Genomic DNA, 19358 nt, shown 5'->3' with positions numbered 1-19358 from the left:
CTGGGAACAGGTCGGGTCCGGGGCCGGTTCCCGATAGCGCTTTCGAGGGGCGCCTCCCCAGGGCGACCGCGCGAACCGGATATCCCATGACCGACAAGATGGCCGCACCGAAGATCGAACCCTATACCGGTCCGGCGGGCGGCTGGGGCTCTGCGTCGTCGCTGGCGGAGATCCTGCTGCGCGAGGAGATTCCCGTATCCGGCGCGGCTTTGCTCCTGAAGCAGAACAAGCCCGACGGGTTCATGTGCACGTCCTGCGCTTGGTCGAAGCCGAAGAAGCCAGCCGCCTTCGAGTATTGCGAGAACGGCGCCAAAGCGACCGCCTGGGAGCAGACCACGAAGCGCGTCGGACCGGATTTCTTCGCCGCGCACACGGTCACGGAACTCCTGGGATGGACCGACTACGCACTGGAGGAGAAGGGCCGTCTCACCCATCCCTTGCGCTACGATCCCGTGAGCGACCGCTACGTTCCGGTCGAATGGGCCGAGGCCTTCGCCGAGATCGGGCGGGAGTTGCGCGCCTTGGATCCGAAATCCGTGGTCTGCTACGCCTCCGGCCGGGCATCCCTGGAAACCTCGTACATGTACGCGCTGTTCGCGCGGATGTACGGCAACAACAACCTGCCCGACTCGTCCAACATGTGCCACGAGCCGACTTCGGTGGGCCTCAAGGCCTCCATCGGTTCGGCCGTCGGCACCACGGTGCTGGAGGATTTCGAGAGCACCGACCTGATCCTGTTTTTCGGTCAGAACGTCGGCTCAAACGCGCCCCGGATGCTTCACCCCCTGCAGGATGCGCGCAAGCGCCGGGTGCCGATCGTCACCTTCAACCCGTTGCGCGAGCGCGGACTGGAGCGGTTCACCAACCCGCAATCGCCCGTCGAGATGGTGACCCGCAGCGAGACGCAGATTTCGACGCAGTACCATCAGGTCAAGGCCGGCGGTGACATCGCCGCCATCACCGGCATGTGCAAGGCCCTGTTCGCTGCCGACGACGAAGCCCGGGTCGTGGGTCGTCCGCGAATCCTCGACGTGGCGTTCATCGAGGAGCACACCCATGGGTACGATGCGTTCAAGGCCTATTGCGAGCGCAAGGATTGGGCGACCCTGGAAGCGCATTCTGGGCTGACTCGAGACGCCATCGAGGCGGCGGCCGCGGCCTACGGCCGGGCGCGCGCCGTCCTTGGCGTCTACGGCATGGGCCTCACCCAGCACCGCAAGGGCACCGAGGCGGTGCAGATGCTCGTCAACCTCATGCTGCTTCGTGGCAATGTCGGACGCCCCGGCGCTGGCCTCTGTCCGGTACGCGGTCATTCCAATGTCCAGGGACAGCGCACGGTGGGCATCACAGAGAAGCCCGAACTCGCCCCCCTCGACGCCCTCGCCACCCAATACGGTTTCGAGCCGCCGCGCGAGAAGGGTCTCAACACCGTCGAGGCCTGCGAAGGCATCGTCGACGGGTCGGTGAAGGCGTTTCTGAGCCTCGGTGGCAATTTCGTCCGCGCCATCCCGGATACGGTCCGGATGGAGGAGGCGTGGCGGCGCATGCGCCTGACCGTGCAGATCTCGACGAAGCTCAACCGCTCCCACCTCGTCAACGGCAAGATCGCCTACATCCTGCCCTGCCTCGGCCGCATCGAGATCGATGCGCAGGCCTCCGGTCCGCAGGCCGTGTCCATGGAGGATTCGACCTCGTGCTTCCACGGTTCGCGCGGCGTGACGAAGCCCGTCAGCGCGCATGTCCGTTCCGAGCCGTGGATCGTCGCCGAACTCGCCAAGGCGACCCTGGCTCCCAATCCCAAGGTGACCTGGGATGCCTGGGTCGGAGACTACGCCAAGATCCGCGATGCCATCGAGACGACCTACCCGACGGTGTTCCACGACCTGAACGGACGGATGTTCGATCCGGGTGGCTTGCACAAGCCGATCCCGGCCCGCGAGCGCAAATGGGAGACGGAGACGGGTAAGGCCAACTTCATCGTGCCGGAGGGCCTCGACGAGAACCCGGACATGCCGGCCCGCGGCCCCGACATCCTCGATCTGATGACGCTTCGCTCGAACGACCAGTTCAACACCACGATCTACGGCTACGACGACCGCTTCCGCGGCGTGAAGGGCACGCGCGCGATCCTGTTCATGAATGCCGGAGACATGGCCCGGATCGGTGTGAAGGATGGCGAGACCGTCGATCTGTCGACGCCGTCCGATGACGGCTTCGAGCGATCGGTGAAGGGCCTGCGTGTGATCCAGTACGATATTCCGCCGGGCAATTGTGGTGGTTATTACCCTGAGCTGAACCCGCTGATTCCGCTCTGGCACCACGACGAACAGGCGAAGACCCCGGCGGCCAAGGCGATCCCCGTGCGGGTGGCGCGCGCTGCCGCGTCTTGAGGCGCTCACGCATCCGGCCTAACCCTTACCCCTCGACGCACCGCTTGGCCGACCCATAACAACCCCCATGGAACAGCACGACGACGCGCACGATCGCCGTCAGGTGATCATCGACCGGATGCTGGCGGAGGCATTGCATCCGGTCGACGACTATCGCCTGCCGAGCCACGATGCCCTGCCGCCGGACATGCGCAAGGCGGTGGATACGCTTCTGGCCAAAGCGGAGGCGCAACGCATGCGCCGCCTGACCTACGAGGATCTCGAGGAGGCTTTGCCACCGCGCGACGTGACGTCAGAGGATCTCGAGGCGATCTTCTGGATCCTCTCGGAGCACGGAATCGCTATCGAGGACGGCGACGTCGCCTGATCCTCAAGCAGGGCAGACTGGTTCCCGGGCTAACTCGCCTCCTGCGAAAAACCTCTCTATAAGCCGCGCTTTCCACGCAGCATCGTGTTGCGCGTGAAAGCCGGCCAAGGGGTGGCGGGAGACGATCATGGGTGAGCGTTGGACATCGAAGACTGGTTGGACGCCGAAATCTTGGCGCAACCTGCCGATCCAGCAGGTACCGGCCTATCCGGACGCGGCGGCTCTCAAGACGGTCGAGACCCAACTCGCGAGCTTCCCGCCCCTCGTTTTTGCCGGTGAGGCGCGCAAGCTGAAGTCGGCCCTGGCGCGCGTCTCCACGGGCGAGGCCTTCCTTCTCCAGGGTGGCGATTGCGCCGAGAGCTTCGACGAGCATTCAGCCGACAACATCCGCGACTTCTTCCGCGTGTTCCTGCAGATGGCCCTCGTCCTCACCTTCGCGGGCGGATCGCCCGTGGTGAAGGTCGGGCGCATCGCCGGGCAGTTCGCCAAGCCGCGCTCGTCGCCGACCGAGACCCTGGGCGGTGTCAGCCTGCCGAGCTACCGCGGCGACATCGTCAACGGCCTCACCTTCACCGAGGAGGCGCGCATTCCCGATCCGCGCCGGCAGTTGGAGGCGTACCGCCAGTCGGCGGCGACGCTCAACCTGCTACGCGCCTTCGCCACCGGCGGCTACGCCAACTTGGAGAACTCGCACCGCTGGATGCTGGGCTTCGTGAAGGATTCGCCGCAATCCGCGCGCTACGCCGATTGCGCCGAGCGGATGACCGAGACCCTCGACTTCATGCGCGCCATCGGAATCAATCCCGAGACGCACCAAGAGGTTCGCACCACGGACTTTTACACCAGTCACGAGGCCCTGCTGCTTGGCTACGAGGAGGCGCTGACCCGCGTCGATTCCACGAGCGGCGACTGGTACGCCACGTCGGGCCACATGCTGTGGATCGGCGACCGGACCCGTCAGGCCGACCACGCGCACATCGAGTACGCCCGCGGCATCAAGAACCCCATCGGCCTGAAGTGCGGTCCGTCGATGACGGCCGACGGTCTGATCGGACTCATCGACCAATTGAACCCGGGCAACGAGGCCGGTCGCCTGACTCTGATCTGCCGCTTCGGCGCGGACAAGGTCGGCGATCACCTGCCGGGGCTGATCCGGGCGGTGGAGCGCGAGGGCCGAAAGGTCGTGTGGGTGTGCGATCCCATGCACGGAAACACCATCTCGGCCGGCGGATACAAGACCCGTCCGTTCGAGCGGGTGATGCAGGAGATCGAGAGCTTCTTCGGCATCCATCGCGCCGAGGGGACCATCGCGGGCGGTATTCACCTGGAGATGACCGGCAAGGATGTCACGGAGTGCACGGGCGGCGCCCGGGCGCTGACGGCCGACGACCTGCAAGACCGCTACCACACCTATTGCGACCCGCGGCTCAACGCGGAGCAGGCCCTGGAGGTGGCGTTCCTCACCGCCGAGTTGGTGAAGCGTGAGCGCGCCGAGATCGAGCGGCCACGGCTCGACGCGGCCGAATGAGAAAAGGCCCCGCCGGTGAAGCGGGGCCTTCTTATTTTTCCCGGTGCGAAATCTTCAGTGCAACCAACCGGTGAAGAAGTAGATGATCAGAATGATCGGCAACGGAATGCCGATCAACCAAAGCAAACCACCTTTTAGCATGATGCGACTCCCGAGAAGATATTCACTTTTCAACGGGCTGGATCGGGACTCAGTTCCGGAATCGGCGTCGAGCGGTGGGGAAGGGTGGCGTTAAAGCACCTCTCGCTGTCCCTTGCCCCGACGCTCGTAATAAAAGGGTATCGGCAGGTACGGGGCGAGATTGCCTGCGACCTGCGCTTCGACATCGGCGAGCACGAGGCTCGTGATACGCGGCAGATCGAGGGCACGGGCTTCCGCGAACGTGACCCAGACGATTTCCACCAGTTCTGAATCCGCCGTCACGACGCCGGGTGCCTTGCCCGCCACAGCCCTGCGGTCGACGGCGAAGAAGCGGGTGTCGAACCGGCGGGGCCGGTTCGGTGGGGTGATGGCGCGGGCCACGAGGTGCAGGGCTTCGAGGTCGGGCATGATCCCGGCCTCCCGGAACACCTGCCAAACCCCTTCGGGTGCCGAATCCGGTGGCCCGTACTCGCGAGTGCCGAGCATCAGGCCGGTTTCTTCGTAGGTCTCCCGGATAGCCGCGAGTGCCAAGGCGCGGCCGAGGCCATGCGAGGCACGCGGCACCTGTGCAGCCAGAGCGTCGCTGGCACGGGCCGAGAGCGCCCCGGCGACGGGCATGTGCCGGTCACCCGGCTCGATGCGCCCCCCGGGGAACACGAACTTTCCGGGCATGAACGCCAACGACGCGTGGCGCCGGCCCATCAGGACCTTCGGCGTCTTCTTCGAGCGATCGAGGATGATGAGGGTGGCAGCGTTGCGGGGCCGCAGGGCGGCTTTCTTCGCAATCCCCGACCTCGGGGCGTCAGGTTCGTCCGAGGCCATGCTCGCGAGTGTCGCCGGGTCCACGCTGAAGCTCCTTCGGCGCCGAAACGGCCACGCTCGGCCCCACGGGTAGCGTGGCGAACCCCCCCATGCCAAGGGCGTATTGCAGGCCGACGACGGCTCCCTTCACCGGCTGGAGCAACGCCAGGGCCGAAGCCAAGGTGATGAACGGCCAGAAGGTTAGCTGAAACCACAGCGGCACGTCGTAATTCGTCTCGAGTTCGAGGATGAAGTACCCGACGATGTGGCCGATGATGAAGATGACGACGTAGGGCGGCAGGTCGTCGGCCCGATGGCTGTGCAGAGCAAGGCCGCACGTGCCGCATTCCGGCTGAACCTTGAGGAAGCGCCCGAAGATTCGGCCCTCGCCACAATGGGGGCAGCGGCCGACAAAGCCGCGCCCCATCGATCTCACGAGGCCCTTGCGTTCGCCAGGGAGGGTCTCGACGCGCGCGGTCATGCGGATTCCATCCTGTGCCTCGGGTCCCCCCAATTTACCCTAACCAACCTAGCGGCGCGACCCGCGGTGACGCGACCCGGCGTTGCGGATGCCAGGGGGACGCCCCGGTGCCCCGGACTTGCGGGCGGTCCGAGGCTTGCCCCCGGGCGACGACCGCTCCGGCCTGGCCTGGCCTTCCGAGAGCAGCTCGAACCGCAGAGCACCCGCCACGGCGGCCGCCTCCACAAGGCGCACCTCGACGCGGTCGCCGAGACGATGGGTCTCACCCGAGCGCTCACCCACGAGGGCGTGCCGGGCCTCGTCGTGCCGATAGAAATCGGCGCCGATGGTCGAGATCGGCACGAAGCCGTCGGCCCCGGTCTCGTCCAGCTTGATGAACAGCCCCGAGCGCGTGACACCCGAGATCTGTCCGGTGAAGGTCGCGCCGACGCGGTCGGCGAGGTGGTGGGCGATGAGCCGGTCGATGGTCTCGCGCTCGGCCGCCATGGCACGGCGCTCGGCGGCCGAAATCTGCTCGCCGATCCCATCGAGCATCCCCACGGTGACCTCGGAAGACAACCCGTCGCGCCCGAGGCGGCAGGCCGCGATCAGGGCGCGGTGGACGATGAGGTCGGCGTAGCGCCGGATCGGCGAGGTGAAGTGAGCGTAGCGGCGCAGGTTGAGGCCGAAATGCCCGAGGTTCTGCGCGGCGTAGACCGCCTGGGCCTGGGACCGAAGCACAACCTCGTTGATGAAGATCGCATGTTCGGTCTCGGCCACTGAGCTGAGGATGCGATTGAACAGGGCGGGACGGAGTTTGGCTTCCTGGGGGATCTTGATGCCGATGGAGGCGAGCACTTCGCCGAGCGCGCGCATCTTCTCCAGGGCCGGCTCGTCGTGGACCCGGTAGATCAGGGGCTGCTTGGCCTGCTCCAGGGTCTCGGCGGCGGCGACGTTCGCCTGGATCATGAACTCCTCGATGAGCCGGTGCGCGTCGAGGCGCGCCGGCACTACGACGCGATCCACGGCGCCCTCGGCCGTGAGCAGCACCTTGCGCTCGGGCAGGTCGAGGGCCAGCGGCCCGCGCGCGTCGCGTGCCAGCTTCAGCGCTTCGTAGGCCGCATAGAGCGGACGCAGCACAGGCTCGACCAGCGGCGCGGTGGTCTCGTCCGTGAACCCGTCGATGGCCGCCTGCGCCTGGGCGTAGGAGAGCTTCGCCCGCGAGCGCATCATCACACGATGGAAGCTGTGGCGGCGCTTCGTGCCATCGGCCGTGACGACCATGCGGACGGCGAGCGCCGGGCGGTCCTCGTTCTGCCGCAGGGAACACAGATCGTTGGAAATGCGCTCGGGCAGCATCGGCACCACCCGGTCGGGGAAGTAGACCGAGTTGCCCCGCATCAGGGCCTCGCGATCGAGGGCCGAACCGGGGCGCACATAGGTCGCCACATCCGCGATGGCGACGGTGATTACGAAACCGCCTGTGTTGGCCGGATCGGGATCCGGGATCGCCATCACGGCGTCGTCGTGGTCCTTGGCGTCCGGCGGGTCGATGGTCAGCAACGGCTCGGCGCGCCAATCCTCGCGTCCGTCGAGCCCTACGGCTTCCACCGCATCGGCTTCGGCGAGGGTCGCTGCGGCGAAGACGTGGGGAATGTAGTGTAGGTGGAGCGCGATGAGGCTCACGGCCTTCTCGGAGCCGAGCGAGCCGAGGCGCTCCTTCACCCGGCCCTGGGGCAGGCCGAACTGGGTCTCGCGCTGCAGGCTGACGCTGACGAGGTCGCCGTCTCGGGCCTCGCCTTCTTCGCCCGCCGGGATCGCGATCTCGCGGCCCTGCGCCCGCTTCTCCACCGGGATGATGCGGCCGCCATCCTTGCCAGCGCGGTAGACCCCGATGATCTCGGCCTTGTTCTTCCCGACGACCTTGATGACCCGGCCGGAATAGCGCCCGGTCTCGCCCTCGGTGGGCTCGACGCGCAGGAGCACCCGGTCGTTGACGCCCGGTGCTGCGAGCCCTGGCTTCCGGCCGGGGCGTGGCGCGATCACGGTGATTTTCGGAGGTGGGCCCTTGGCTTGATCCCACTCGACCGGAATCGCCAGGAAATCGCCGTCGCGATCGCGGGACTTGATGTCGGCGAGCACCACCGCCGGCAGGCGTCCAGCCTCCGTCAGGCCGCCCTTACCACGCTCGATGGCCCCGTCCTCCTCGATTTCCTTGAGGATGCGCTTGAGGCCGATGCGGTCGGCGCCCTTGATGTTGAAAGCCGCCGCGATCTCGCGTTTGCCGACCTTTTCCGTCGCCGAGGCGATGAAGCCGAGAATCTCTTCGCGGGAGGGGAGGGCGGGACGTGCTGGATTCGGATTGATGCGTTTGGCCAAAGGCTCGGGCTCGCGGCGCGGGCGAAGGGCCCGACACTATAAGGTATCGGCCGATCCCGGCGCGGGATCACGGCCTGTGCCCGTAACATGGGCCCGACTCCGCATTCGGGCAACGGCACGGTCGCGCCCCTCAACACGGTTTCGTCGGCCGCAGGGAATCAGCCCGTGGCGGCCGATCCGCGGATGCGCTCCACCGCCGCGTCGATGTCGAGATCGGGGGCGGCGATTTCCCTGAGGGTGAACGGGCATAGGGCCGGCAATCCGAACTCGACTTGACCCTCCGCCTCCCGAAACTCCGGCGCCTCCGCATCGCCCACGGCCAGGGTCCACATTCCGTCGATCTTGAGGTTTGCGACGGCGGACGGGTCGGCGAGGATACGGGCGTGGCTCTGGCGCGCCTCTTCGCGCCACAGGAGACTGGCGCGGTCGTCCCCCATCAGGGCCGCCTTCACGAGGCTGGAAAGGAGCGGTCTGACATCGTTCATGGGGTTCGTCCGTTGGCGAAAGCGGGTGCCGGAGGAGGGCAAGCCCCGCGCCAGACCGCGATCTCAATACGGCGTACCGCCCGCTCGCTTGGCCTGCAGCGCTTCGGCGTACCAGACCAATTCGTCGAGGAAGCGCGAAGCCGCCCGGGTCAGCCACGCCTCCTGCGGATTGCCCTCCGCGTCGAGGGCCTTGCCGATGCGCGGGATCGGCAGGAGCGACGGGATGCTCGACGCACCGAGTTCACCCATCATCGCCCGCAACTGCATCGCCGCCCGCACGCCGCCGTACTGCCCGGCCGAGTAGCAGCAGATCGCCGAAGGCCGCCAGGAATACTCCTCGAGGAAATGGTCGAGGGTGTTCGACAAAGCCGGTGGGATCGAGTGATTGTACTCGGCCGAGACCACCACGAAGGCATCCGAGCGGCGATAGAGCGTCGCCAGTTCCTCCAGGGCCGGCGGCGCCGAACCTTTGGGGTATTCCTTGTACATCTTGTCGAGGAGCGGCAGTTGCAACTCGGCCGGATCGACCAGGGGCGCCTCGACGCCGCGCGCCTCCAGTTGCGTCACCAGGAACCGCGCGGCGCGCAGGCCCTGGCGTTCGGTGCGGACGGAGCCGAGGATCACGGGTATCACGAGGGTCATGGCGTGCTCCGGTGTTGGGTTGGTCCAGGTCAGCCGTCGGTGGCGCGCTCGAAGGTGACGATGCTGCGGGTCTCGCCCTGCTTGGCCCAGTTCGGCATGATCCGCCACGGGGTGAGCACTGTGAGCCGCTTGCCGTCGAGCTTGAACGTGCGGGTCTGATCGGTGCCGATCCAGTCGGGATTCCAGGCTGTGTCGATGCGGGTCGTCCACTGGTCGCCGGTGGTGGTGAACTTGCCCGTGTAAGCCACGATGGTGTCGAGGAGGCGCGCCTTGCCCTCGGGGTCCTTGGCCGGCTTGCGATCCTCGCCCGTGAGGTTGAAGAACACCCGGCCCTCGGGCGTGAAATAGGCGTAGCCCGTGGGGTGCGCCCCCATCACCGGGTCCTTCTCGCCGCTGGAGCGCACCTCGACCTCGTAGGAGACGAGCTTCCATAGGCCGATGATGCGGGCGTCGCCCTCCGCCCGGACGCCGGTCGCCGCGAGGCTCGTGAGAGCAAGGCTCGCAACGGCGCCAAGGAGCAGCGTACGGCCGCACCTGTAGGCGGTGACGGTCGGGGCGGAGAAGATGACGGGCATGGCGGACGGTCTCCCAGGCGGTGGGCATCTGCGGCCCGTTCCGCTCAATCTACGCGCGGGGGAGCGCGCCGCCAGCCCCTTCTGTCAAACCTTCAAAGGTCGAGCGGTTTCGAGACCGGGACTTGCGGATGTCGCGCGCCGGCGAGCGCTGCGTCGGCGCAGCGCGTAGAGGACGAGGCCACTCACCGCCAGGACCGGCATCAGCAGCGAGGCCGCGAAGAACACGAACGCGACGATCCCGCCGAAGAAGCGTCCGCGATGGACCTCCAGCATGTTGTCGGCCATGCGCTGGCCGAGGGGCTTGTCGGCGTCGCGGCTCACCGAGGCTTGCGCGCCGGTGGCCGCATCGAACGTGATGTCGTTGCGCGCTCTTGAATCGGGGGCGTCGCGGGTGAGGTAGCGGATGCGGATCGCGGTGGCGTCGGCGGCCGGAAGGGTGACGATGGCGAGGGTGGCACCGGCGCCTTCCCCGGCCTGGAACGCCGCCCAGGCCCGGTCGAGGGCAAGCGGTTCCGCCGGTCCGCTGCGGCCGGGCATGCGGCCAGGCCGCGTGCGCGGAGCCTCGCCCGTCAGCGCCCAGGTGGCGACCGTCCGGTACCCGTCGTAGGACCACCACAGGCCCGAGAGTGCGATCAGGGCATAGGCCGGCAGGAGCCAGGTTCCCGCGATGGTGTGGAGCGACCACCAGCGCGCGCGGCCCGGACGTGCGAGGCGGGGCCTCAGCCAGACCCGCCAGGAATGGATCTGTGGCCAGCGCAGGTAGAGGCCCGTTGCGAGAAACACCAGCAAGGCGATGGTGCTGGCGCCCGTGACGCTGCGGCCCCAGCCTTTGCCGTCGCCCGGCACGAGGAGCCAGCGATGCAGGTCGCGGATCGTCGCGAAGGCAGATTCGAGGCGCGGCGGGCCGAGGTCGCGTCCGTCGTAGGGATCGAGGTAGGCCGAGGGCGGCCGCGCGCCGGTCTTGGCGTCCGTGCTGAATCGGGCCCGCGGTGTGCGTTCCGGGTCGCCCGAAAGGGTGAGGGTACTCACCCTCGCGCCCGGTCGCTGCGCCTGCAGCCGTGCAACCAAGGCCTCCGGACCGAGGCGGGCTGCATCCTGAACCGGCATGGAGGCCCGGTCGCGGTCGGCCCATTCGCCGATCGCCTCCTCGTAGCTCATCAACGCCCCCGTGACACCGAGGACGACGAGGACGAGGCCGGCGGTGAGGCCGAGAGCCCAGTGAAGGCGAAAGAGGATCGTGCGGACCATGGGCACCCGCCCTATCAGATCGGACACGTCGAGACGATGAGCGGTGACGGAGAGCCCGCACTCGACCACGGATCGTCTGCGCAACCGGGCGGACATGTCCGATTGGACCGGACGCGGCCCGTTCGGTTCCGGTCGCCGCGGCGTCTCCGACGCGAAACGCCGGAGCCCCCTTCAGGGCTCCGGCGTCACGGTCGTCCGAAGGCCGGGCATCATGCCCGGCCGGCTCGTTTCAGAGCGAATAGTACATGGTGAACTCGACGGGATGGGGGGTCATCTCGTAGCGCATCACTTCCGTCATCTTGAGCTCGATGAACGAGTCGATCTGATCGTCCGTGAAGACGTTGCCCATCTTGAGGAAGGCGCGGTCGCGGTCGAGGTTCTGAAGGGCTTCACGCAGGCTGCCGCAGACGGTGGGGATCTTCTTCAGCTCGCGCGGCGGCAGGTCGTAGAGATCCTTGTCCATGGCCGGGCCCGGATCGATCTTGTTGAGGATGCCGTCGAGGCCGGCCATGAGCAGGGCCGAGAAGGCGAGGTAGGGGTTGGCCATCGGGTCTGGGAAACGGACCTCGACGCGTTTGGCCTTCGGGTTCGTCGTCCACGGGATGCGGCAGGAGGCCGAGCGGTTGCGGGCCGAGTAGGCCAGCAGCACGGGAGCCTCGTAGCCCGGCACCAGGCGCTTGTAGGAGTTGGTCGACGGGTTGGTGAAGGCGTTGAGGGCCTTGGCGTGCTTGATCGTGCCCCCGATGAACCACAGGCATTCCTGGCTGAGGTCGGCGTACTTGTCGCCGGCGAAGAGCGGCTTGCCGTCCTTCCAGATCGACTGGTGCACGTGCATGCCCGAGCCGTTGTCGCCGTAGACGGGCTTCGGCATGAAGGTCGCCGTCTTGCCGTAGCTTTGGGCGACGTTGTGGATGCAGTACTTGTAGATCTGCATGTGGTCGGCGAGCAGGGTGAGCGTGTCGAACTTCATGCCGAGCTCGTGCTGGGCGCTCGCCACCTCGTGGTGGTGCTTTTCCACCTTCACGCCCATGGACTGCATGGCGGCCAGCATCTCGCCGCGCATGTCCTGCGCCGAATCCTGCGGCGGCACCGGGAAGTAGCCGCCCTTCATCGGAATGCGGTGGCCGAGGTTGCCGCCTTCGTAGTCGGTGAAGCCGTTGATTGGCAGCTCGGTGGAATCGAGCTTGAAGCCGGTCTGGTACGGCTCGGAGGCGAACTTCACGTCATCGAACACGAAGAATTCGGCCTCGGGGCCGACATAGATGGTGTCGCCGATGCCCGTGGACTTCAGGTAGGCCTCGGCGAGCTTCGCCGTGCTGCGCGGGTCACGGCTGTAGGGCGCACCGGTCGAGGGCTCGAGCACGTCACAGACGATGGACATGGTGGAGGCCGAGAAGAACGGGTCCATGCAGGCGGTGGCCGGATCGGGCATGAGCAGCATGTCCGACTCGTTGATGGCCTTCCAGCCGGCGATGGACGAGCCGTCGAACATGGTCCCGTCGGTGAAAATCTCGTCGTCCACGAGGGAGACGTCGAACGTCACGTGCTGCCACTTGCCGCGCGGGTCAGTGAACCGGAAGTCCACGTACTTGACGTCGTTGTCCTTGATCTCTTTCAGGACTTCGGCTGCAGTCTTGGCCATCCTCGGGGGTCTCCTTCGTGTCGCGGCATTCAGCCGTGGTTTTGCCGCCGGCCGCCAAAGGGCGGCCCGCGGTTGGCTCGGGTTTATAGGGTTTTCGCGCGGGGTGGACCCAGGCGGCGAGAAGAAAACGCCATCGCCGTGCAACTGGTCGACGATTCCGTCATCATGCCCGGGCCCGCGCAATCGACGCGCCGGGACTGGAAGGCGATGACACCTTCTTGTCGTACGGTTTCGCTGGACGTCAGGGGACGGACTTCAGATCGCGTCGGTGCCGGTCTCGCCGGTGCGGATGCGGATCGCTTCCTCGATGGTCGAGACGAAGATCTTGCCATCGCCGATGCGGCCGGTCTGGGCCGACTTGCGGATCGCCTCGACGGCGCCTTCCACCAGGGCATCCGACAGAACGATCTCGAGTTTCACCTTCGGCAGGAAATCGACCACGTACTCGGCACCGCGATAGAGCTCGGTATGGCCCTTCTGGCGGCCGAAACCCTTCGCCTCGATCACGGTGATGCCCTGCAGGCCGACCTCCTGAAGGGCTTCCTTCACCTCGTCGAGTTTGAAAGGCTTGATGATCGCTTCGATCTTCTTCATGCCGGGCGGGCCTGACCTCGATGCTGCTCTGAACCACTTTGGTATCATCGCCGCCGGATCGCCGCCACGCCGTTTTGACGATGGCACGCGGAAATCTGCACAACGAATGTGCATGCCCTGCATATCGTTCGGGCCTTCGTCCCTCTTTGGTACGATCGAGGGCACGGCTGGGCGGGATGCGGGCATGTTGCCAGCCGAAGCTTCGACGGCCAACGCGTCTTCCGCCACCTCTTTTTCGCGAACTCTTGGGGACTCCCGATGGACACGACGCGCCTGCTCACCGTCGAGGCGATGCGCCGGGTCGATGCCGCCGCGATTCTCTTCGGAACGCCGGGTTCCACCTTGATGGAACAGGCCGGTGGCGCCGTCGCGGCGCGGGTGCGCGCCCATCTCCCGGAGGGCGGATGCGTGCTCGTCCTGTGCGGACCGGGCAACAACGGCGGTGATGGATTCGTCGCGGCCCGGCATCTCGCGGAGGGTGGAGTCCGCGTCGAACTCGCCGTACTCGTACCCGTGGCCGACCTCGCGGGCGATGCCGCCGGCGCAGCGGCCGGATGGACGGGCGCGGTCATGACGCTCGCCGATGTCGAAGATTTCGCGGCCTACGCCCTCGTCGTCGATGCCCTGTTCGGCGCCGGCCTGTCGCGCGACCTCGATGGGGAGGCCGCCGCGTTCGTGCAGCGCCTGGCGCGAGCGGCCGTACCGGTGATCGCCGTCGACGTCCCGAGCGGCATCGACGGCGACACCGGGGCGGTGCGCGGCGTCGCCGTGCGCGCCGTCGAGACCGTGACCTTCGTAGCGCTCAAGCCGGGGCATCTGCTTCAGCCGGGGCGCGCCCATTGCGGAGCCCTGCACGTCGCCGGGATCGGTACCGGCCCGGACGATCTGGCGGCCGGCTTCGATGGCGAGGCGCCGCTCTGGCGGAACGGCCCCGCCCTGTGGGGCGCGGCGTTCCCCCGCCTGGACGCGTCGAGCCACAAGTACACGCGGGGGCACGCCCTGGTCCTGTCCGGTCCGGCGCACCGCACCGGCGCGGCGCGGCTCGCCGCGCGCGGGGCGTTGCGGATCGGCGCCGGCCTCGTCACCTTGGCTTCGCCACCGGCCGCGCTCGCGGAGAACGCCGCCCATCTCACCGCCATCATGATGCGCCCGTACGAGAGCGCGGACGATCTCGACGACCTCCTCGTGGACGAGCGCCTGAACGTCGTTCTGGCGGGGCCCGGTCTCGGGATCGGCGAGGCCACGCGCGACCTCGTCGCCATGGCCGCCGCCGCCGGGCGTCGCCTCGTGCTTGATGCCGACGCGCTGACGAGCTTCAAGGCGCAGGCCCGGCTCCTCGCCGCCCACATCGCCGACGGCGACGCGCAGGCGGTGCTGACCCCGCATGACGGCGAGTTCGCCCGGCTGTTCGAGGGGACGGACGCGGTGGCCGAGGATCTGTCGAAGCTGGAGCGCACCCGTCGGGCCGCGGCGGTGGCCGGGGCGGTCGTGGTTCTCAAGGGGGCGGACACGGTGATCGCCGCGCCGGATGGCCGGGCGGCCATCAACGACCACGGCACGCCCTATCTCGGTACGGCCGGTTCGGGCGACGTGCTGTCCGGCCTCATCGCGGGACTGCTGGCGCAGGGAATGGATCCGTTCGAGGCGGCGGCCGCAGCCGTCTGGATGCACGGCGATGCCGGCCGCCGCCACGGCCCCGGCCTCATCGCCGAGGATATGCCGGAGTTGATCCCGGCAGTGCTGCGGGGGCTGATCGAAGCCTGACCGAACGGTTCAGGTCACCTCGAACCAGCCCCACAGCCCGGTGTCGAACCGCTCCAGCACCGTCGCGCCGATCACCCAGCGGCCGGGATTGTCGGCCTTGAATGCGATGCGGGCGGTACGGCCTTCCAAAAGCTGGAAGGTGTCGAGCCAATAGGGCTCCCAGCCATCGTCGAGGGGGTGGAGCAGGCGGAAGGAATGGCCGTGCAGATGGAGCGCCTGGGGAAAGGCGGTGTCGTTGCGCAGGGCCAGAACCACCACCTGGCCGCGCTTCACCGTGAACAGGGGCGCCACGCCGGCATTGCCCCACGCACCGTTGACCGCCCAGACCTTCCCCGCATCACCCGTGTAGGCCGGTTCGGCCGCGGGCTTGTCCTTGTCGATGCGGGCGCCGCCCGTCAGCACTACGTCCCGGCGTAACGCGTTCTGGAGTCTTACCTCCGCCGGCAGGAGCTTGTTCTCGCCGATGGGCCCGATCGCCCCACGCTTGCCCGTGACCGGTTCGCCACTCGTCGTGAGGGTGGCGAGCGCCAGGCCGTTCCCGACCAGCGCGGTGATGCTGCCCGAGGCGCCGGCCTCCGCCGGCATGTCGAGCATGAGGTCGTAGCGCGTGCCGGGTGGGAACGGGAGGGTGGCGCGCAGCGGCTCGAAGGTGTCGGTCGGTTGGCCGTCCACGGCCGCAACGTAGACCTTGAGGTTGTCGAAGCGGATGCGGGTGCCGCGCGCATTGCACGCGTTGGCGAGGCGCAGGCGGACCCGGCTACCCGGGCGGACCGTGATGGCGTCGGGCACCGGCTTCCCGTTGACCGTGACGAGATTGCCCAGCCGTCCCGAACTCGCCGCGAAGGCGGTCTGGCCGAAGGGCAACAGTGTTCCGTCGTCGGAAAGACGCCAATCCTGCATCAGGACCGTGAGGTCGTGGTCGACGGGGGGCGGCACGACCTCCTCGACCACCAGCATGCCGGCGAGCCCTCGGCCCGATGGCTCGCTCGATCCGCCCACCACGAGGGGCCGAATCAGGAAACTGCCGGCGTCGGGAGGCACGAAGGCGTAGGTGAAATCGCCGCCCGGCGGGATCGGAGCCTGGGTCAGGCCGCCGACGCCGTCCATGGGATTCTGGTTGCGCACACCGTGCCAATGCAGGGAGAGCGGCCTGTCGGTCTTGTTCTCGACCCGCAAGCGCACGGTCTCGCCGAGCTTCACCCGAACCACCGGGGGAACGGCCGCGCCGTCGAAGGACCACACCGGGGTCGCGACGGCCGGCTCGGGCTTCAGCCGCGTCGTACCGGGCACGGCGCTCAAAGTGCGGACTGGGGTTTCCGGTTTGGCATCGGGCTTGACCTCGGGGGCGGATTTTGCCGGCACAGCCGGGCGCGCCGGCGCCTGCGCGACGGCTTCCGTCGATCCGAGGGCGAAAGCCGCGACGCCACCGAGCAGGGTCCGGCGTGAGACGGCCGGGTCGGAGACCAACCCGATACGCGACGAGCGACGATGCGGCATGACACCTCTGGCGGAGGACGGAAGCGGTCCGTCGAACGGATCCGCGCTGCTTGTAGACTCAGGGCCAAGACCCGCCAACCGGTCTGCCGATCGCCGCCGACGGCGGCCTTCCACGCGGAAATCGCACACCCCGACTTTTTTTGCTGCGGCCCGTTGCGCCCGTGCTATAGGACCGCGCTCTGGCGGTGGGATTACGCGCCGGAGGTCGTCGCTTGCGGGCGTGGCGGAACTGGTAGACGCGCTGGTTTTAGGTACCAGTGTCGCAAGACGTGGGGGTTCGAGCCCCTCCGCCCGCACCAGTCCATCGCCGTCGGAACGGATTGGCTCACCGCGAATGGCCGGCCGGGCCGTTCGTCGCGATTCGGCCTCTGGTTTTCGCGTGATATCCTGGCGCCGACCTTCCCCGGCCCCGACGGGTGGCGGGGAGCGAACGAAATTTGCGCCAACATACGCACGACAGCGGAAAGACGACCATGCAGGTGACCGAGACACTCTCCCAGGGGCTGAAGCGCGAGTTTCAGGTATCCCTTGCCGCGCATGAGCTCGAGGAGCGCCTGAACAGCGAGCTGTCGACCCTCAAGGACAAGGCCCAGATCAAGGGCTTCCGCCCCGGCAAGGTGCCGGTGGCCCACCTGCGCAAACTCTACGGCCGCTCGGTGATGGCCGACGTGCTGCAGAACGCCGTCAACGAGGCCAACCAGAAGATCGTCCAGGACAACAACCTCAAGCTCGCCCTCGAGCCCAAGGTCGAGTTCCCCGGCGAGCAGTCCGTTGTCGAGCGCGCCCTCGACGCCAAGGCCGACCTGCAGTTCAACGTCGCCCTGGAAGTGCTCCCGACCTTCGAGCTCGCCGATCTCTCCGACGTCAGCCTGACCAAGCTCGTGGCCAAGCCCTCCGACACCGAGGTCGACGAAGCCATCACCCGCATGGCGTCGTCCAACCGCAGCTTCACGGCGCGCGACGAGGGTGCCGCCGCCGAGACCGGCGACCGCGTCACCATCGACTTCGTCGGCCGCATCGACGGCGTCGAGTTCGAGGGCGGCAAGGGTGAGGGCATCGACCTCGAACTCGGGTCGGGCCAGTTCATCCCCGGCTTCGAAGAGCAGCTCGTCGGCGCCAAGGCCGGTGAGAACCGCGTGGTGAAGTCGACCTTCCCCGAGGGCTACGGTGCCGAGGCATTGGCCGGCAAGGAGGCCGAGTTCGACGTCACCGTCACCGCCGTCCAGGCGCCGGGCGAGACCAAGATCGACGACGAACTCGCCAAGGGCTTCGGCATGGAGTCCCTCGATAAGCTGAAGGAGGCCGTGTCCACCGCCATCGGCGGCGACTTCGAGGCGCAGTCCCGGCGCAAGCTCAAGAAGGAACTCCTCGACGCCCTGGACACCAAGTATGCGTTCGAGCTGCCGCCCAGCCTCGTCCACCAGGAGTTCGCTGCCGTGTGGGCCCAGGTCGAGCAGGACCTGAAGACCCGCGAGAAGACCTTCGAGGACGAGGGGACCACGGAGGAGAAGGCCACCGCCGAGTACCGCAAAATCGCTGAGCGTCGCGTGCGTCTCGGCTTGGTGCTTGCGCAGGTCGGTGAGACCGCCGATATCAAGGTCAGCGACGACGAGGTCAATCAGGCCCTGATCGCCCGGGTCCGGCAGTTCCCGGGTCAGGAGCAGCAGGTCTGGGACTTCTACCGTAAGAATGCCCAGGCGCTCGCGGAACTGCGTGCGCCGATCTTCGAAGAGAAGGTCGTCGACCACGTGCTCGCGCAGGTGAAGCTCGTCGAAGAGCCCGTCTCCAAGGAGGCGTTGTTCGCCGACGAGGATGAATCCGAGGCGTCCGACGGGGCCTCCAAGACCACGTCCGATAAGGACGAGACTGTTTCGACCGGCGACGAGGCCCTGCCTGCCGTCGCCAAGGCCGACTGAGCCCGGTGCTCCCTTCGTGGGCGGCGGGCCGAGAGTAGAGGCGACGTTCACCGTCGTCGGAGTTCGCTGAAATGTCCGGCCCGCGCCCGATTCGCGGCGCGGCCGGACCCCTCGAAGCCTGGGGCACGTGATGATGAGAGATCCGGTCGACTATTATAACTCCGCGCTCGTGCCCATGGTGGTCGAGCAGTCGAGCCGCGGCGAGCGTGCCTTCGACATCTATTCGCGCCTGCTGCGCGAGCGGATCATCTTCCTCACCGGCCCGGTGGAGGATTACGGCGCCTCGCTCATCGTGGCGCAGTTGCTCTTCCTCGAAGCCGAGAACCCGAAGAAGGAGATCTCCTTCTATATCAACTCGCCCGGCGGCGTGGTGACCTCGGGTCTGTCGATCTACGACACTATGCAGTTCATCCGTTGCCCGGTGACGACCCTCTGCGTCGGCCAGGCCGCGTCGATGGGTTCGCTTCTGCTCACCGCCGGCGAGCCCGGGCACCGCTTTGCCCTGCCGAACGCTCGCATCATGGTGCACCAGCCGTCGGGCGGCTTCCAGGGTCAGGCCACCGACATCCTGATCCATGCCCGCGAGATCGAGGCCCTGAAGAAGCGCCTCAACGAGATCTACGTGAAGCACACGGGACGGGACTACGACACCATCGTCCAGGCGCTCGAGCGCGACAATTTCATGACGGCCGACGCCGCCAAGGAATTCGGCCTCATCGACGAGGTGATCCAGAAGCGTCCGGAGCCGGCTGCCGCCTGATCCCGCCCGTAGGTGCCGGACCCCATTCCGGGGTTCGGCCGCGTCGTTTCGAGGCGGGGCGTCGTCTCTGCCTTGATCCGGCCGCGGCCGCGTGCTTGCATCGTCAGTCTGATCCGAAACCGGCAGATGCGCGCAGGTGACTGTTTCTTTAGGCCGATGCCATTAAATT

At 67.4% G+C, this 19358-nt stretch carries 16 protein-coding genes and 1 tRNA gene; 7 read left to right on the top strand and 10 right to left on the bottom strand.

Going from position 1 to position 19358, the window contains the following annotated elements; genetic code table 11:
- Nucleotides 1-98 precede the first annotated feature (98 nt).
- From ASF27_RS19225 to ASF27_RS19215, 3 genes are all read left to right on the top strand, one after another.
- A complete protein-coding gene (locus tag ASF27_RS19225) occupies nt 99-2390 on the top strand; it encodes an FdhF/YdeP family oxidoreductase (RefSeq protein ID WP_056362787.1) in 2292 nt (763 codons plus the stop codon).
- Between the two features lie 67 nt (nt 2391-2457).
- A complete protein-coding gene (locus tag ASF27_RS19220; protein ID WP_056176006.1) occupies nt 2458-2757 on the top strand; it encodes an RNA polymerase sigma factor region1.1 domain-containing protein in 300 nt (99 codons plus the stop codon).
- A gap of 127 nt (nt 2758-2884) precedes the next feature.
- Nucleotides 2885-4285 (top strand): 3-deoxy-7-phosphoheptulonate synthase class II, encoded by a 1401-nt coding sequence (locus ASF27_RS19215; RefSeq protein ID WP_056362586.1) that lies wholly within the window; start codon nt 2885-2887, stop codon nt 4283-4285.
- A 231-nt stretch (nt 4286-4516) separates the two neighbouring features.
- Here ASF27_RS19215 and ASF27_RS19210 read toward each other — a convergent pair whose 3' ends face one another.
- The 9 genes from ASF27_RS19210 to ASF27_RS19170 all read right to left on the bottom strand — a co-directional run bounded on the left by ASF27_RS19210 (nt 4517) and on the right by ASF27_RS19170 (nt 13252).
- Complete coding sequence (locus ASF27_RS19210; RefSeq protein ID WP_156467588.1) at nt 4517-5248, bottom strand: NUDIX domain-containing protein; 732 nt, start codon at nt 5246-5248, stop codon at nt 4517-4519.
- Entirely contained in the window at nt 5229-5708 is a 480-nt protein-coding gene (locus ASF27_RS19205) for a DUF983 domain-containing protein (protein ID WP_056362580.1), read from the bottom strand. Before ASF27_RS19205 ends, ASF27_RS19210 begins: the two co-directional genes overlap by 20 nt.
- A gap of 48 nt (nt 5709-5756) precedes the next feature.
- Nucleotides 5757-8066 carry a ribonuclease R gene (gene rnr / locus ASF27_RS19200; RefSeq protein ID WP_056362567.1) on the bottom strand — a complete coding sequence of 770 codons (2310 nt, stop codon included), beginning with the start codon at nt 8064-8066 and terminating at the stop codon, nt 5757-5759.
- A 158-nt stretch (nt 8067-8224) separates the two neighbouring features.
- A complete protein-coding gene (locus tag ASF27_RS19195) occupies nt 8225-8551 on the bottom strand; it encodes a hypothetical protein (RefSeq protein WP_056176023.1) in 327 nt (108 codons plus the stop codon).
- A 63-nt stretch (nt 8552-8614) separates the two neighbouring features.
- Entirely contained in the window at nt 8615-9193 is a 579-nt protein-coding gene (locus tag ASF27_RS19190) for an NAD(P)H-dependent oxidoreductase (protein WP_056304335.1), read from the bottom strand.
- A 29-nt stretch (nt 9194-9222) separates the two neighbouring features.
- On the bottom strand, nt 9223-9768 hold the full coding sequence (locus tag ASF27_RS19185; protein WP_082479356.1) for a lipocalin-like domain-containing protein: 546 nt from the start codon (nt 9766-9768) through the stop codon (nt 9223-9225).
- An 84-nt stretch (nt 9769-9852) separates the two neighbouring features.
- Complete coding sequence (locus ASF27_RS19180) at nt 9853-11016, bottom strand: PepSY-associated TM helix domain-containing protein (protein ID WP_056362564.1); 1164 nt, start codon at nt 11014-11016, stop codon at nt 9853-9855.
- A gap of 229 nt (nt 11017-11245) precedes the next feature.
- Entirely contained in the window at nt 11246-12658 is a 1413-nt protein-coding gene (glnA, locus tag ASF27_RS19175; protein ID WP_056176032.1) for a type I glutamate--ammonia ligase, read from the bottom strand.
- A gap of 255 nt (nt 12659-12913) precedes the next feature.
- The gene (locus tag ASF27_RS19170) at nt 12914-13252 is read right to left on the bottom strand and encodes a P-II family nitrogen regulator (RefSeq protein ID WP_003600526.1); all 339 of its coding nucleotides are present in this window, start codon (nt 13250-13252) and stop codon (nt 12914-12916) included.
- Nucleotides 13253-13510: 258 nt separating this feature from the next.
- On the opposite strand from ASF27_RS19170, the gene ASF27_RS19165 reads away from it, so the two are divergent.
- Entirely contained in the window at nt 13511-15016 is a 1506-nt protein-coding gene (locus ASF27_RS19165; protein ID WP_056362562.1) for a bifunctional ADP-dependent NAD(P)H-hydrate dehydratase/NAD(P)H-hydrate epimerase, read from the top strand.
- Between the two features lie 9 nt (nt 15017-15025).
- Here the strand turns inward: ASF27_RS19165 and ASF27_RS19160 are convergent, their stop codons facing one another.
- Nucleotides 15026-16513 (bottom strand): multicopper oxidase family protein, encoded by a 1488-nt coding sequence (locus ASF27_RS19160; RefSeq protein WP_056362558.1) that lies wholly within the window; start codon nt 16511-16513, stop codon nt 15026-15028.
- A 214-nt stretch (nt 16514-16727) separates the two neighbouring features.
- Here ASF27_RS19160 and ASF27_RS19155 point away from each other — a divergent pair.
- The 3 genes from ASF27_RS19155 to ASF27_RS19145 all read left to right on the top strand — a co-directional run bounded on the left by ASF27_RS19155 (nt 16728) and on the right by ASF27_RS19145 (nt 19189).
- Nucleotides 16728-16812: transfer RNA gene (locus ASF27_RS19155), tRNA-Leu, on the top strand.
- Between the two features lie 174 nt (nt 16813-16986).
- Nucleotides 16987-18429: a trigger factor gene (gene tig, locus ASF27_RS19150; RefSeq protein WP_056362555.1), complete on the top strand. Its 1443-nt coding sequence runs from the start codon at nt 16987-16989 to the stop codon at nt 18427-18429.
- A gap of 133 nt (nt 18430-18562) precedes the next feature.
- On the top strand, nt 18563-19189 hold the full coding sequence (locus ASF27_RS19145; protein WP_026176059.1) for an ATP-dependent Clp protease proteolytic subunit: 627 nt from the start codon (nt 18563-18565) through the stop codon (nt 19187-19189).
- Nucleotides 19190-19358: the final 169 nt, after the last annotated feature.

The organism is Methylobacterium sp. Leaf102 (assembly GCF_001422425.1).
GTDB lineage: Bacteria > Pseudomonadota > Alphaproteobacteria > Rhizobiales > Beijerinckiaceae > Methylobacterium.
The sequence above is the reverse complement of the archived record's forward strand: the minus strand, read 5'-3'. Positions and strand labels throughout refer to the sequence as shown.

What these genes read in the sequence shown, in the direction of transcription:
- ASF27_RS19220 (WP_056176006.1), top strand. Translation starts at nt 2,458, where the DNA reads ATGGAACAGCACGACGACGCGCACGATCGCCGTCAGGTGATCATCGAC.
- ASF27_RS19215 (WP_056362586.1), top strand. Translation starts at nt 2,885, where the DNA reads ATGGGTGAGCGTTGGACATCGAAGACTGGTTGGACGCCGAAATCTTGG.
- ASF27_RS19225 (WP_056362787.1), top strand. Translation starts at nt 99, where the DNA reads ATGGCCGCACCGAAGATCGAACCCTATACCGGTCCGGCGGGCGGCTGG.
- ASF27_RS19170 (WP_003600526.1), bottom strand. Translation starts at nt 13,252, where the DNA reads ATGAAGAAGATCGAAGCGATCATCAAGCCTTTCAAACTCGACGAGGTG.
- ASF27_RS19145 (WP_026176059.1), top strand. Translation starts at nt 18,563, where the DNA reads ATGAGAGATCCGGTCGACTATTATAACTCCGCGCTCGTGCCCATGGTG.
- ASF27_RS19210 (WP_156467588.1), bottom strand. Translation starts at nt 5,248, where the DNA reads ATGGCCTCGGACGAACCTGACGCCCCGAGGTCGGGGATTGCGAAGAAA.
- ASF27_RS19180 (WP_056362564.1), bottom strand. Translation starts at nt 11,016, where the DNA reads ATGGTCCGCACGATCCTCTTTCGCCTTCACTGGGCTCTCGGCCTCACC.
- ASF27_RS19190 (WP_056304335.1), bottom strand. Translation starts at nt 9,193, where the DNA reads ATGACCCTCGTGATACCCGTGATCCTCGGCTCCGTCCGCACCGAACGC.
- glnA (WP_056176032.1), bottom strand. Translation starts at nt 12,658, where the DNA reads ATGGCCAAGACTGCAGCCGAAGTCCTGAAAGAGATCAAGGACAACGAC.
- ASF27_RS19160 (WP_056362558.1), bottom strand. Translation starts at nt 16,513, where the DNA reads ATGCCGCATCGTCGCTCGTCGCGTATCGGGTTGGTCTCCGACCCGGCC.
- ASF27_RS19205 (WP_056362580.1), bottom strand. Translation starts at nt 5,708, where the DNA reads ATGACCGCGCGCGTCGAGACCCTCCCTGGCGAACGCAAGGGCCTCGTG.
- tig (WP_056362555.1), top strand. Translation starts at nt 16,987, where the DNA reads ATGCAGGTGACCGAGACACTCTCCCAGGGGCTGAAGCGCGAGTTTCAG.
- ASF27_RS19165 (WP_056362562.1), top strand. Translation starts at nt 13,511, where the DNA reads ATGGACACGACGCGCCTGCTCACCGTCGAGGCGATGCGCCGGGTCGAT.
- ASF27_RS19195 (WP_056176023.1), bottom strand. Translation starts at nt 8,551, where the DNA reads ATGAACGATGTCAGACCGCTCCTTTCCAGCCTCGTGAAGGCGGCCCTG.
- ASF27_RS19185 (WP_082479356.1), bottom strand. Translation starts at nt 9,768, where the DNA reads ATGCCCGTCATCTTCTCCGCCCCGACCGTCACCGCCTACAGGTGCGGC.